A 14,235-nucleotide genomic window follows, 5' to 3' on the forward strand; every position below is an offset into this window, starting at 1 on the left:
GCATGGCGCTCATCACCGAAGGTCAGGTCATCCTCGACCTGGCCGCCCCCGACCGGCACGAGGCGACCCGGCTGCTGGCCGAACGTCTCGTCGCCACCGGTCGATGCACCGACATCGACACCTTCATCGCCGACGTGCGCGCCCGCGAGGAGAAGATGGCGACCGGCCTGCCCGGCGGTATCGGCATCCCGCACGCACGCAGCGCGGCGATCACCGAGCCGTCGCTCGTCTTCGGCCGCTCCACGGACGGCATCGACTGGGGCGCCAAGGACGGCCCGGCCCGGCTCGTCTTCCTCATCGCCGCCCCGGAGGCCGGTGGGGAGGCCCACATGCAGATGCTGCCGAAACTCGCGCGGGCGCTGATGAAGAAGGACTTCAAGGAGGCGCTGGCCGCCGCGACGAGTGAGGCCGAGGTCGTCGACATCGTCTCCCGCGAGGTCGCGCTCGACGCACCGGCGGCCGGTGCGGCCGCTCCTGCGGAACCGACCGCGGACACGACCGCGCCGCCGGCCGCTCCGGCCACGGCTTCCGCCTCGGCAGCAGGAGCGGCCACGGCAGCCGGAGCCACCACGGCGACCGCCGCCGAGCCCGCCGGCACGGCCCGAGGGCTCAAGCTCATCGGTGTCACTTCCTGCCCGACCGGCATCGCGCACACCTACATGGCCGCCGAGGCCCTCGAGGCCGCGGCCCGCGAGGCCGGTCACGAGATCCTCGTCGAAACCCAGGGCTCGGCGGGGTCGAAGCCGCTCACAGCCGCCCAGATCGCCGACGCCGACGCCGTGATCTTCGCGCACGACCTGCCCGTCAAGGACCTCCACCGGTTCACGGGCAAGCCCACGGTCGACGTCGGGGTCAAGAAGGCGATCTCCGACGGGCCGGCGCTCGTCACCCAGGCCGAGCGGCTGGCCGCCGAGTGGGCCGCCGACCCGACGAAGGCCGCCGCTGCCGGCATCACGACGCACGACGCCCTGACGACGAAGGTCGAGGACAACGTCGGGACGGGAACGAAGATCCGCCAGTGGCTCATGACGGGTGTCTCCTACATGATCCCCTTCGTCGCCGCCGGCGGCATCCTCATCGCCCTGTCGTTCATGCTGGCCCAGGTCTCGCTCGGCGAGAACGGCGCCATCGAGATCGTGCAGTACAACCTGACGAGCGACGACCAGTACAACATCGCCCAGAACTTCGACGCGCTGAGCCTGACCGCGTGGGCGGCGCTCCTCTTCGTCATCGGTGGGGCGGCCTTCGGCTTCCTCGTGCCGATCCTGTCCGGGTTCATCGCCTTCGCCATCGCCGACCGGCCGGGCCTCGTTCCCGGAATCGTGTCCGGGTTCATCGCCAACACCATGAACGCCGGCTTCCTCGGCGGTCTCGCGACGGGCTTCATCGCCGGCTTCGCAGCGCGGTGGATCTCGAACTGGAACGTCCACAAGGGAGTTCGCGGTGTGATGCCGGTCGTGGTGACACCACTGCTGTCGACGCTCTTCACCGCGGGCCTGTTCATCACGGTCCTCGGACGGCCCATCGCCGCGGTCATGGACGCCCTGAACACCTGGCTCGAGGGCCTCTCGGGCGGCAACGCACTCATCCTCGGACTCATCCTCGGCGCGATGATGGGCTTCGACCTCGGCGGCCCGGTCAACAAGACGGCCTACTTCTTCGCCACTGCCGGTCTGGCCGGAGCGGGCGTGGCCACCGACGCCCCGCAGCTGAAGATCATGGCGGCCGTCATGGCGGCCGGAATGGTCGCACCCCTGGCCATGGCACTGGCGACGACGGTCCGTCCGAGGCTCTTCAGCGAGCCCGAGCGGGAGAACGGCAAGGCCGCCTGGCTGCTCGGAGCATCGTTCATCTCCGAAGGCGCCATCCCCTTCGCTGCGGCGGACCCGACCAGGGTCATCGCCTCCTCGGTCGTCGGCTCGGCCATCACCGGTGGCCTGGCCATGCTGTTCGGCGCGACACTGCGCGCCCCGCACGGCGGCATCTGGGTGCTCCCGCTCATCGGCAACTTCCTCCTGTTCCTGCTCGCGCTGGTCATCGGGGTGCTCGTGATGGCGACGATCGTCGTCGCGCTGAAGTCCCGGGACAGCCGTCAGGCGCAGGTCCAGGCGGTCGCCGCCTGAGGTGACGGGTATGCGCCCGACGGCTCGGGCGCATACCCGCACCGACCCCAAACCGCACATCCGCGGACGATCCGCGACAGACTGACCTGACCCACCACCGAAGGAGACCATCCATGGCCACCCGCACCGTCACCATCGCCTCGTCCGTCGGACTGCATGCGAGGCCCGCCGCGCTGTTCGTCGAGGCCGCCTCGAACACCGGGCTCGACGTCGAGATCGGACGCCCCGGCGAGGACGCCGTGGACGCGACGAGCATCCTCGGCGTGATGGCGCTCGGCGCCAAGCACGGCGAGGAGGTCGTGCTCTCCGCTGAGGGCGACGGCGCCGACGCGGCGCTGGACCAGCTCGTCGAGCTCCTCTCCCGCGACCTCGACGCCGAGTAGTCGTCATGGCCGAGCTCGAGACCCGACACGGGATCGGGGTCAGCCCGGGCACCGCGTCCGGGCCGGTGGTGCAGGTCTCTCCACCGGTCCGGCCGCCGGCCCACGAGCCGGCCCCGGCCGACGCGGAGCAGGCGACCCAGGAGGTCCGTGCCGCCCTGGAGTCGGTCGCGGTCGAGCTGGAGTCGCGGGCCGCGGCCGCCGACGACACCGCCCAGCAGATCCTCAAGGCGACCGCCCTGATCGCCCGCGACAAGACCCTCGTCAAGGGAGCGGCCAAGCACCTGGCGGCCGGCAAGGGCCCCGCCACCGCGATCAGTGCCGCCGTCGAGGACGTCGCCGCCCAGTTCGAGGCCCTCGGCGGCTACTTCGCGGAGCGGGTCACCGACCTGCGCGACGTCGGCTCGCGGGCCGTCGCCGCCGTGCTCGGAGTGCCCCCGCCCGGAGTTCCGCCCTTCGACGAGCCCTCCGTCATCATCGCCGAGGATCTCGCCCCGGCCGAGACGGCGACGCTCGACCGCGCCCTCGTCGTCGGGATCATCACGTCGGCCGGCGGCCGGACGAGCCACACCGCTATCCTCGCCGCCCAGATGGGCATCCCCGCGGTGGTCCAGCTCAAGGGCGCCACGGAGATCGCGCCCGGCACGCTCGTGGCCATCGACGGCGACAGCGGCGAGGTCATGGTGGACCCGAGTCCCGCGTACGTCGCCGCCCAGGAGGAGCGTCGGGTCAAGCGCGAGTCGGCGCTCACCGGACTCTCGGGACCGGGGTCGACCCGCGACGGCCACCGTGTCGCCCTGCTCGCGAACATCGGCGGTCCCGAGGACGCCGAGTCCGCGGCGGCGACGGACGTCGAAGGGGTCGGGCTCTTCCGCACCGAGTTCGTCTTCCTCTCGGCCGACAAGGCGCCGACGGTCGCGGAGCAGACCGACATCTACCGACGCGTGCTCGAGCCCTTCGGCGAGCGCCGTGTGGTCGTGCGCACCCTCGACGCCGGCGCCGACAAGCCGCTCGCCTTCGCCGACCTCGGCCCCGAGGAGAACCCTGCACTCGGCCGGCGCGGGCTGCGCCTGTCCGCGGAGCGTCCGGAGCTGCTCGACAGCCAGCTCGAGGCGCTCGCGGTCGCGGCGCGTGAGACCGGGGCGGACGTGCGGGTCATGGCGCCGATGGTCGCCACCGCCGAGGAGGCGGCGTGGTTCGCCCGCCGGGTCCGCGAGAACGGTCTGCCGAAGTCCGGCGTGATGATCGAGGTGCCGGCCGCGGCGCTGCGGGCCGAACACGTCCTCGCCGAGGTGGAGTTCGGCTCGCTCGGGACGAACGACCTCGCGCAGTACACGATGGCGGCCGACCGGATGCAGGGCGAGCTTGCGGACCTCCTCGACCCGTGGCAGCCGGCCGTACTCGACGTGATCGCCGCGGCGTGCGCCGGTGCCGCGGCGACCGGTCGCCCGATGGGCGTCTGCGGCGAGGCCGGAGGCGATCCGCTCCTGGCGCTGGTCCTCACCGGTCTCGGTGTGTCGAGCCTGTCGATGGCGCCAGCCAAGGTGCCCGTCGTGCGGCTCTCGCTGTCCATGCACAGCCTGCCCGAGTGTCAGCGCCTCGCGGCCGTGGCGCGCTCGGCGCGGACGGCACGCGACGCCCTCGACGCGGTCCGCGAGGCCGCGAACCAGGAGTTCGTCGCCATCCTCTGAGCCCCACGCGTTTGGTGCGTTTCCCCCCGTTCGGTGCGATGTATCGCACCGAACGGGCGAAAACGCACCGGGCCGCCGCAGGTAGAGTGGGCGCGTCAGCACGGCCCCCCACCCACGGAGATCCTGCGTGAACGCGACTCGACCGGCCGCCGTCGTCATCCTCGCCGCAGGGGAGGGCACCCGGATGAAGTCAGCCCTCCCCAAGGTGCTCCACCGGATCGGCGGACTCACCCTCGTCGAACACGCGATCCGGGCCGCCCGGCAGACCGAGGCGCAGTTCGTCGAGGTCGTGGTCCGGCATCAGCGCGACCGGGTCGTCGAGCATTGCCGTGAGGTCGACGCAGACCTCCTCTTCGCCGACCAGGACGACGTCATGGGCACCGGCCGGGCCGTGGAATGCGGCCTCGACGCACTCCCCGCCGACCTCGAAGGCACCGTCGTCGTGACCTCCGGTGACGTCCCACTGCTCGCCGGCGATACCCTGCTGCGTCTGACGGAGCAGCACGCCGCCGACGGCAGTGCGGTGACCGTCGTCAGTGCCCGGGTGCCGCGGCCGTTCGGCTACGGGCGGGTGGTCCGCGGCGCCGACGGGTCCGTCGAGGGCATCGTCGAGGAGAAGGATGCGACCGACGGCCAGCGGGCCATCGACGAGATCAACGCCGGCATCTACGCCTTCGACGTGGCCGTGCTGCGTCGCGCGCTCGCGCGGGTCGGCACCGACAACGCCCAGGGGGAGAAGTACCTCACCGATGTCGTCCGGATCGCCCGCGAGGAGGGGCACACGGTCCGAGCCCACGTCGTCGACGACCTGTGGCAGACCGAGGGCGTCAACGACCGGGTGCAGCTCGCGACGCTCGGCCGGGTGCTCAACGAGCGCGTCTGCGAGCGGCACATGCGCGGGGGGGTGACCATCGTCGACCCGGCGACGACGTGGATCGACGTCGACGTCAGCATCGGTCGCGATACGACGATCCTCCCCGGAACCCAGCTCCTCGGCGCGACGAGCATCGGCGAGGGCTGCACCGTCGGACCCGAGGTCACCCTCACCGACACCGAGGTCCGCGACGGGGCGACGGTCAAGCGCGCCGAGGCCCATCTGGCCGTCATCGGCGAGGGCGCGAGCGTCGGCCCCTACTCCTACCTGCGTCCCGGCACGGTGCTCGGCGCGGGCGGCAAGATCGGCGGGTTCGTCGAGACGAAGAACGCCGACATCGGCGAGGGGGCCAAGGTGCCGCATCTGACCTACTGCGGTGACGCGACGATCGGCGAGGGCGCCAACATCGGCGCGGGCACGATCTTCGCGAACTACGACGGGATGGCGAAGCATCACACGACCATCGGCCGGCACTCCTTCGTGGGGTCCGACTCGGTGATCGTCGCGCCGGTCACCGTCGGTGACGGCGCGTACGTCGCCGCCGGGTCTGCGCTGACCAAGGACGTCGAGCCCGGTCAGATCGCGGTCGCTCGGGGCACCCAGCGCAACATCGACGGCTGGGTCGCGCGCTCGCGCGCCGGAACCAAGACCCACGCCGCGGCGGAGGAGGCCCGCGCGCGGACCGGACCACCGCATACCGACGATTCGGACTCGACCGGCTCCGAGGGTGACGGCGCGTCGTGAGCAAGGACCGGCGGATGGGCATCCGCAAGGCGACCAAGAAGAACCTCATGGTGTTCTCCGGCCGGGCGCACACGGGACTCGCCCAGGAGGTGGCCGCCGCTCTCGGCACGGAGCTCGTGCCGACCTCGGCCTACGACTTCGCCAACGGCGAGATCTACGTGCGCTACGAGGAGTCGGTGCGCGGCTGCGACGCATTCGTCATCCAGAGCCACACCGCGCCGATCAACGAGAGCATCATGGAGCACCTCCTGATGATCGACGCGCTCAAGCGCGCCTCGGCCAAGCGGATCACCGTCGTCCTGCCCTTCTACGGGTATGCGCGTCAGGACAAGAAGCACCGCGGCCGCGAGCCCATCTCGGCCCGGCTCATCGCCGACCTGTTCGCCACCGCCGGCGCCGACCGGCTCATGGCGGTCGACCTGCACACCGCGCAGATCCAGGGCTTCTTCGACGGCCCGGTCGACCACCTCATGGCGCTGCCGATCCTCAGTGACTACGTTCGGGACAAGTACGGCGAGCGGGACCTCGCCGTGGTCTCCCCGGACGCCGGCCGGATCAAGGTGGCCGAGCAGTGGTCCCAGCGGCTCGGCGGCGCTCCGCTGGCGTTCATCCACAAGTCCCGCGACATCACCCGCCCGAACGAGTCCGTCGCCAACCGGGTCGTCGGCGAGGTCCAGGGCCGGCTGTGCGTGCTCGTCGACGACATGATCGACACCGGAGGCACCATCACGAAGGCGGCGGACGCGCTGCTGCGCGAGGGTGCCGCCGGCGTGGTCATCGCCGCGACGCACGCGATCCTGTCCGGGCCGGCGATCGAGCGGCTCGAGGCCTGTGCGGCTCAGGAGGTCGTCGTGACGAACACCCTCCCGATCGCGGGAGAGTCCCACTTCGACGGCCTGACGACCCTGTCGATCGCGCCGCTGATCAGCCGGGCGGTGCGTGAGGTCTTCGAGGACGGCTCGGTGACGAGCATGTTCGACGGCAACGCCTGAGCAGCCGCCTCAACCCTCGGCCGCCTTGCGGGCCCGGTAGGCCGCGACGTTGGCGTTGTTGCCGCACGTGCCGTCGCAGAACTTGCGTGAGCGGTTGCGGGAGAGGTCGACGAAGACGTCGTCGCAGTCGCCGGCCGTGCACGTCTTGAGTCGGTCCAGCTCACCGGCCCGGATGACGTCGATCATGGCCAGCGCGGTGTCGACCGCCATCCGGACCGCGACCGGCGCGTCGTCGTCGGTCGCGTGGATGTGCCAGCCGATCGGCTCGTGGTCGACCAGGCGCGGGCGCGCGTCGCCGTCGCGCAGGAGCTCGTTGGTGATGCGCACCGCCTCGTCCACGTCGGAGTACCAGTAGTCCCGCAGCCGCTCCCTGACCCGTCGGACCGCCTCGAGGTCCTGCGGCGAGCTGGGCTCCGAGCCGGTCCAGCCCCAGCCGGCCATCTGCTCGAGCAGGTCGTCCAGCGACTCAAGACCCTCTTCGCGACTCGGGGAGGGCCGGGTGTTGACGAGGGCCGCCGCATACTGCAGCGCGACTTCGGTGTCATGGGTGAAACTCACGTTGACTCCTGACGACGCGGAGGAGTACTGTCACGAGCATCAGCATACTTCGCTCCTGACACATCAGGAGTCATGTCAGGAGAGGACGGTTCGCCGTGGTCGACGCCGTGCGCCGTCAGTTCGGGTCGGGGCTGCTCGCCCTGCTGCTCTCGAGCGCTGCCTTCGGCACCTCGGGGCCGTTCGCCAAGTCCCTCATCGAGGCGGGTTGGTCGCCGCCGCTCGTCGTCTTCCTGCGGATGCTCGGGGCGTCGGTCGTGCTGCTCCCGTTCGCCTGGGGGCCGCTGCGGCGGCACTGGCGCACGGTCGGGGACAACCTCCCCCTCGTCGTCTCCTACGGCCTGCTCGCGGTGGGTGCCGCGCAGCTCGGGTACTTCCAGGCCGTCCAGCGGCTGCCGGTCGGGGTCGCCCTGCTGCTCGAGTTCCTCGGCATCGTCCTCGTCGTCCTCGTCATGTGGTTCATCAGCCGGATCACCCCGCACCGGCTGACCTTCCTCGGGATCGCCTTGGCCCTGGGCGGACTCGCTCTCGTCCTCGACGTCCTCGGAGCAAGCACGCCGGACCTCGTCGGCGTCGCCTGGGGACTCTTCTCCGCCGTGGGGCTCGCCGGACACTTCCTTCTCGCCGGCCGGCCCAACCCGGTCCCGAGCATCGCCTTCGCGTGCCTCGGCCTGTTCGTCGGGGCGCTCGCCCTCGGGGCGCTCGGGCTCGTGGGACTGCTGCCCATGGAGGCCGGCGACGGCGCCGTCACGCTCGCGGGGGCGTCCGCCCCGGCCTGGCTCGCCTTCGCCGAGCTGGTCCTCGTGGCCGCGGCCCTCGCATACGTGCTCGGTATCGTCGGCGCGCGTCGCCTCGGCTCGACCGTGGCGTCCTTCGTCGGACTGACCGAGGTCCTCTTCGCCATTCTCGTCGCCTGGCTGCTCCTCGGTGAGCTGCCCCGTCCCGTGCAGCTCGTCGGAGGCGTGCTCATCCTCGGGGGCGTCGTCGCGGTCCGCCTCGGCGAGGCACGCCGGGAGGCCGAGCAGGCGGCCGCGGCCGCCGCAGCACTCGCTGTACCGGGCTCGGAGGAGCCGCACGTCACCGATTTCTCCCAGCACGAGCCGGTCCCCTAGACTGTCGGGGTTGCCTCGGCGAGGGACGATGCACGAGGACCGGTCACGTCGGCGTAGACGCGGACCGCGCACCCGCACCGTCCGTGATCGACGCGGTGGCCGACCAGCCCACCTCCGCAGCCGGAGAGAGGCCCTCCGGCGCCCGTCATCGTGCCGCGCCCCGCGTCGAGGCCACCGCCCGAGCTCCTGAGCGAGCTCACCACTGGACCGACAGCCTGCTTGCCCAAGGAGAACCCCTCTCATGTCCGACCTCACGCTCAACGCCGAGAAGCGCACCCAGTTCGGCAAAGGCGCGGCCCGCAAGATCCGCCGCGCCCACAAGATCCCCGCGGTCATGTACGGCCACGGCGCGGACCCGATCCACATCACCCTTCCCGGCCACGACACGATGATGGCGCTGAAGAACCCGAACGCCCTCCTCACGATCGTCATCGACGGCGACGAGCAGCTGGCTCTCGCGAAGGACGTCCAGCGCGACGCCATCAAGCCCATCATCGAGCACGTCGACCTCGTCGTCGTCCGCAAGGGCGAGAAGGTCACGGTGGACATCTCCGTCCACGTCGAGGGTGAGGCGGGTCCCGAGACCGTCGTCACCGTCGACCACCCGACGATCTCCGTCGAGGCCGAGGCGACGAACATCCCCGAGTACGTCACGCTCTCGGTCGAGGGCCTGCCCGCCGGCACGCAGATCCACGCGAGCGACCTCACGATGCCCGAGGGTGCGACGCTGGCGACCGACCCCGAGGTGCTCGTCGTCAACATCACCCAGATGGTCTCCGAGGAGGCCCTCGAGGCCGAGCTCACCGAGGCCGAGGCCGAGGTCGGCATCGAGCAGGACCAGAGCGACGCCGAGGCTCCGGCCGAGGCCGCCACGGAGGCTCCCGCCGAGGGCGAGCAGGCCGAGTAGGCCACTCCTGCAGCCGACGTCGCTGCAGCACTCAGGCGCCAGGGGCCCCGCACGCGTCGCGCGTCCGGGGCCCTTGGCCGCTCCACCACCCGACACCCCGAAGGAGGCGACATGACCGCCGGTGCATCGACCGCACCGTGGGTCGTCGTCGGCCTGGGCAACCCCGGCGACCGGTATGCCGGCAACCGGCACAACGTCGGGGCGATGGTGGTCGCAGAGCTGGCCGCGCGGTACGCGGTGAGCCTGCGAGCGCACAAGTCCCGGTGCGCTGCGGCCCAGGTCCGTCTCGGTATGCCGGCCGGACGTCCGGGTCCGGCGGCGGTCCTCGCCGTGCCCCACAGCTATATGAACGAGTCCGGCGGACCGGTCAAGGCTCTCCTCGGCTTCTTCGGCGCCGGCCCCGACAGACTCGTCGTCATCCACGACGAGCTCGACATCGACGGCGGACTGGTCCGGCTCAAGCTCGGCGGGGGAGAGGGCGGCCACAACGGGCTCCGGTCGATCTCCCGGTCCCTCGGCACCCGGGACTACGTGCGGGTCCGGGTGGGGATCGGGCGCCCGCCCGGTCGCATGGAGGCGGCCGACTACGTCCTGCGCGACTACTCGGCGAGCGAGCGCGCCGACTTGCCTTTCGTGCTCGGCGACGCCGCGGACGCCGTCGAGCTGCTTGCCCAGGAGGGACTGCTTGCCGCGCAGCAGCGGTTCCACTCGCCGCGCTAGCGGCTCCGGACTACAGCGATGTCGGTCCCGACGGAGAGGATGGAGAGCGTGACGACGACGGTTCAGCCCGCGACGAGCGGGACGACGACACCGGCACGGCTGCGCCCCCTGGCGGCCGCGCTGGCAGGCTCGGACGCCTTCGCCCGCGCTCTCACGGCCGTCGAGGCCGGACGCCGCGCAGGAGCGGACCGGATCGACATCGCCTGCGCCCGAGGGGCCCAGCCGCTGTTGACCGCAACTCTCGCCACGCGCCCTCTCCTCGTCGTGACTGCGACCAGCCGCGACGCGGAGGACCTCGTGCGGAGCCTCGGCGACGCCCACGACCCCAACCGGGTCGCCCTGTTCCCGTCCTGGGAGACCCTGCCGCACGAGCGCCTGAGCCCGCGCAGCGACACGGTCGGGGCGCGACTGGCCGTCCTGCGCCGGCTGGCCCACCCCGACCCGGACGACCCCTTCTACGGTCCGGTCGACGTCGTCGTCGCACCGATCCGGTCGGTGCTGCAGCCGATCGCCAAGCGCCTGGGCGAGCTCGCCCCGGTCTCCTTGCGGATCGGCGACGAGCGACCGCTCGAAGAGGTCGTCGAGGCGTTGGCCGGCGCCGCATACACCCGGACCGACCTCGTCGAGCGCCGGGGTGAGTTCGCCGTTCGAGGCGGGATCCTCGACGTCTTCCCCCCGACCGAGGAGCACCCGGTCCGTGTCGAGTTCTTCGGGGACACCGTCGAGGAGGTCCGCTGGTTCAAGGTCGCCGACCAGCGCTCCCTCGAGCTGGCCGAGCACGGGCTCTGGGCTCCGCCGTGCCGCGAGATCCTGCTCACCGACGCCGTGCGGGACCGGGCCGATGCCCTGCGCCAGTACCTCCCCGGCGCGATCGACATGCTCGACAAGATCGCCGCCGGGATCGCCGTCGAGGGGATGGAGTCGTTGGCCCCCGCTCTCATCGACGGCATGGAGACCCTCCTCGACGTGCTGCCCGACGGGGCGGCCGTCGTGCTGCTCGACCCGGAGCGGGTCCGCACCCGGGCCCACGACCTCGTCGCGACGAGCCAGGAGTTCCTCGACGCAGGCTGGGCCAACGCCGCGGCCGGCAACGCGGTCCCGATCGACCTCCAGGACCTGCTCGGCTCGTCCTCGTTCTGGTCGCTGGCCGAGCTCCGTTCGCACGCCACCGACCTCGGGCGGTTGTGGATCGACGTCACGCCCTTCGTCGTCGACGAGGAGCTGAGCGAGGCGCTCGACCACGAGGCCGTCCCGACCGGGACGTCCCCGGCGCCCACCTTCCGCGGCAATACCGAGGAGGCCGTCGAGACGCTGCGGGGGATGCTCGCCGACGACTGGTCGGTGCTCGTCGTCACCGAGGGCCCCGGCTTCGCCCGCCGCGTCGTCGAGCTGCTGGCCGAGCACGACATCGCCGCCCGCCACCTCGAGGAGGCGACCCCACCGCCGCCCGGAGCCGTCGCGGTCACCCAGGGGGCACTCGGCAGCGGTTTCCTCGTCGACCCGGACCGGATGGCAGTCATCACCGAGTCCGACCTCACCGGGAGCGCGCCGGGCTCTGCTTCGACGAAGGACATGCGCAAGATGCCGTCACGGCGGCGGGCCCAGGTGGACCCGCTCCAGCTTCGCACGGGGGACTACGTCGTGCACGAGCAGCACGGCGTCGGCCGCTTCATCGAGATGGCGCAGCGCACCGTGCAGGGTGCGACGCGCGAGTACGTCGTCATCGAGTACGCCAGCTCCAAGCGGGGCCAACCCGGTGACCGGCTCTACGTGCCGACCGACCAGCTCGACCAGGTCACCCGCTACGTCGGCGGCGAAGCGCCGACCGTCAACAAGCTCGGCGGCTCGGACTGGCACAAGACCAAGAGCCGGGCCCGGCGCTACGTCAAGCAGATCGCCAACGAGCTCATCCGGCTCTACTCCGCGCGGATGGCCACGTCGGGCCACGCCTACGCCCCGGACACGCCGTGGCAGCGTGAGCTCGAGGATGCCTTCGCCCACGTCGAGACCCCGGACCAGCTGAGCTCGATCGACGAGGTCAAGGCCGACATGGAGCGGCCGGTCCCGATGGACCGGCTCATCTGCGGGGACGTCGGATACGGCAAGACCGAGATCGCCGTCCGTGCCGCGTTCAAGGCTGTCCAGGACGGCAAGCAGGTGGCGGTGCTGGTCCCCACGACCCTGCTGGTCCAGCAGCACTACAACACGTTCTCCGAGCGGTATGCCGGGTTCCCGGTGATCGTCAAGGCGCTGTCCCGTTTCCAGAGCGACCGTGAGGCGCGCGAGGTCCTGGCCGGCCTGGCGGACGGCACGGTCGATGTCGTCATCGGCACCCACCGCCTGCTCGCCACGGAGGTCCGCTTCAAGGACCTCGGTCTCGTCGTCGTCGACGAGGAGCAGCGGTTCGGTGTCGAGCACAAGGAGCAGCTGAAGTCGCTGCGGACGGCGGTGGATGTGCTCGCCATGTCGGCGACGCCGATCCCACGGACCCTCGAGATGGCCGTGACCGGCATCCGCGAGATGTCGACGCTCGCGACGCCACCGGAGGAGCGGCACCCGGTGCTGACCTATGTCGGTCCGTACGACGAGAAGCAGGTCGTCGCCGCGATCCGGCGGGAGCTGCTCCGCGAGGGCCAGGTGTTCTTCGTCCACAACAAGGTCTCCTCCATCGAGAAGCTCGCGAGCCGCTTGCGTGAGCTGGTGCCGGAGGCGCGGGTCGCCACTGCCCACGGCCAGATGAACGAGCACCGCCTCGAGCAGGTCGTCGTCGACTTCTGGGAGAGGAAGTTCGACGTCCTCGTGTGCACGACGATCGTCGAGACCGGCCTCGACATCTCCAACGCCAACACCCTCATCGTCGACCGGGCGGACCGGCTCGGTCTCTCCCAGCTGCACCAGTTGCGAGGCCGGGTCGGGCGCGGTCGGGAGCGTGCGTACGCGTACTTCCTCTATCCGGCCGAGAAGCCGTTGACCGAGACGGCCCACGACCGGCTCGAGACGATCGCCTCGCACACCGACCTCGGCGCCGGCATCCAGGTCGCGATGAAGGACCTGGAGATCCGCGGGGCCGGCAACCTCCTCGGCGGTGAGCAGTCGGGTCACATCGCCGGCGTCGGGTTCGACCTCTACGTCCGACTCGTCGGCGAGGCCGTCGCCGACTTCAAGGGCGAGGGTGACAGGGCCCCCGCCGAGGTCAAGATCGACCTGCCGGTCGACGCCCATCTGCCGCACGACTACGTGCCCGGTGAGCGACTGCGGCTCGAGGCCTACAAGAAGCTCGCTCTGGTCAAGGACGAGGCCGAGCTCGCCGAGATCGAGGCCGAGCTGCTCGACCGCTACGGCCCGTTGCCCGAGGCCGTCGTCAGCCTCCGCGAGGTGGCTCGGCTGCGCACCGTGGCCCGCCGGGCCGGGATCGCCGACATCTCCGTCCAGGGCGCGACCATCCGGTTCGGCCCGGTCCCGGACCTGCGCGAGTCCCAGCGGCTCCGGCTGGCCCGGATCTATCCGGGCTCGATCGTGAAGGACTCGCTCGGCGTGATCCTCGTCCCGCACCCGAAGACCGCCAAGGTCGGCGGTCGACCGGTGCGCGACCGCGCCATCCTCGAGTGGGCCGCCCAGCTGATCGAGGCGATCTTCCTCGACGACATCGCTGCCGCAGGCGGGGCCGCGGGTCGAGGCTGACCCATGGCACCCGGCCGAACGGCGGGTCCGGCTCACGTCACGCTGCCCTGCCGAAGGACGAGGCCGCTCGCGATGCCGCCCCGGCGAGGCATCATGGGTGGATGCACCGCATCTTCCGGATGAGCTTCGCCGACCTGTACCCGCTCTACGTCACGAAGGTCGAGCGCAAGGGGCACACGCGCGAGGAGGTGGACCAGGTCATCACGTGGCTCACCGGCTACGACGACGCGGGGCTGCGGGCGACCATCGACGAGGGAGTCGACCTCGAGTCCTTCTTCGACCGGGCTCCCCGGATGAACCCGAACGCCGCCCTCATCACCGGTGTGATCTGCGGCCACCGGGTCGAGGACATCGAGGACCCGCTCATGCAGCGGATCCGCTACATGGACAAGCTCGTCGACGAGGTCGCCCGGGGCAAGCGGATGTCGTCCATCCTCCGCGGCGGGTAGTCCCCCG

The 14,235-nt window shown here is 71.4% G+C and carries 11 protein-coding genes; 10 read left to right on the plus strand and 1 reads right to left on the minus strand.

Annotated features, from left to right (window positions below; all coding sequences use genetic code 11):
- The first annotated feature begins 2 nt into the window (after nucleotides 1-2).
- The 5 genes from GA707_RS12890 to GA707_RS12910 all read left to right on the plus strand — a co-directional run bounded on the left by GA707_RS12890 (nucleotide 3) and on the right by GA707_RS12910 (nucleotide 6,804).
- A complete protein-coding gene (locus GA707_RS12890) occupies nucleotides 3-2,123 on the plus strand; it encodes a fructose-specific PTS transporter subunit EIIC (protein WP_152178855.1) in 2,121 nt (706 codons plus the stop codon).
- A gap of 113 nt (nucleotides 2,124-2,236) precedes the next feature.
- On the plus strand, nucleotides 2,237-2,506 hold the full coding sequence (locus tag GA707_RS12895; RefSeq protein ID WP_152178856.1) for an HPr family phosphocarrier protein: 270 nt from the start codon (nucleotides 2,237-2,239) through the stop codon (nucleotides 2,504-2,506).
- Between the two features lie 5 nt (nucleotides 2,507-2,511).
- Nucleotides 2,512-4,194 (plus strand): phosphoenolpyruvate--protein phosphotransferase, encoded by a 1,683-nt coding sequence (ptsP, locus tag GA707_RS12900; RefSeq protein ID WP_152178857.1) that lies wholly within the window; start codon nucleotides 2,512-2,514, stop codon nucleotides 4,192-4,194.
- Nucleotides 4,195-4,321: 127 nt separating this feature from the next.
- Nucleotides 4,322-5,812 (plus strand): bifunctional UDP-N-acetylglucosamine diphosphorylase/glucosamine-1-phosphate N-acetyltransferase GlmU, encoded by a 1,491-nt coding sequence (gene glmU / locus GA707_RS12905; RefSeq protein ID WP_152178858.1) that lies wholly within the window; start codon nucleotides 4,322-4,324, stop codon nucleotides 5,810-5,812.
- 14 nt (nucleotides 5,813-5,826) lie between these two features.
- Entirely contained in the window at nucleotides 5,827-6,804 is a 978-nt protein-coding gene (locus GA707_RS12910; RefSeq protein ID WP_152179022.1) for a ribose-phosphate diphosphokinase, read from the plus strand.
- Nucleotides 6,805-6,813: 9 nt separating this feature from the next.
- Here the strand turns inward: GA707_RS12910 and GA707_RS12915 are convergent, their stop codons facing one another.
- Nucleotides 6,814-7,362 (minus strand): CGNR zinc finger domain-containing protein, encoded by a 549-nt coding sequence (locus tag GA707_RS12915; RefSeq protein WP_152178859.1) that lies wholly within the window; start codon nucleotides 7,360-7,362, stop codon nucleotides 6,814-6,816.
- A gap of 95 nt (nucleotides 7,363-7,457) precedes the next feature.
- On the opposite strand from GA707_RS12915, the gene GA707_RS12920 reads away from it, so the two are divergent.
- From GA707_RS12920 to GA707_RS12940, 5 genes are all read left to right on the plus strand, one after another.
- Nucleotides 7,458-8,471, plus strand: a complete 1,014-nt coding sequence (locus tag GA707_RS12920) for a DMT family transporter (RefSeq protein ID WP_152178860.1) — start codon at nucleotides 7,458-7,460, stop codon at nucleotides 8,469-8,471.
- A gap of 241 nt (nucleotides 8,472-8,712) precedes the next feature.
- A complete protein-coding gene (locus tag GA707_RS12925; RefSeq protein WP_152178861.1) occupies nucleotides 8,713-9,378 on the plus strand; it encodes a 50S ribosomal protein L25/general stress protein Ctc in 666 nt (221 codons plus the stop codon).
- A gap of 111 nt (nucleotides 9,379-9,489) precedes the next feature.
- Nucleotides 9,490-10,098 (plus strand): aminoacyl-tRNA hydrolase, encoded by a 609-nt coding sequence (gene pth / locus GA707_RS12930; protein WP_152178862.1) that lies wholly within the window; start codon nucleotides 9,490-9,492, stop codon nucleotides 10,096-10,098.
- Between the two features lie 39 nt (nucleotides 10,099-10,137).
- Nucleotides 10,138-13,779 carry a transcription-repair coupling factor gene (gene mfd, locus GA707_RS12935; RefSeq protein WP_152179023.1) on the plus strand — a complete coding sequence of 1,214 codons (3,642 nt, stop codon included), beginning with the start codon at nucleotides 10,138-10,140 and terminating at the stop codon, nucleotides 13,777-13,779.
- Between the two features lie 101 nt (nucleotides 13,780-13,880).
- A complete protein-coding gene (locus GA707_RS12940; protein WP_152178863.1) occupies nucleotides 13,881-14,228 on the plus strand; it encodes a DUF2200 domain-containing protein in 348 nt (115 codons plus the stop codon).
- The last annotated feature ends 7 nt before the right edge of the window (nucleotides 14,229-14,235 follow it).

This window comes from Nostocoides sp. F2B08 (assembly GCF_009184895.1).
GTDB lineage: Bacteria > Actinomycetota > Actinomycetes > Actinomycetales > Dermatophilaceae > F2B08.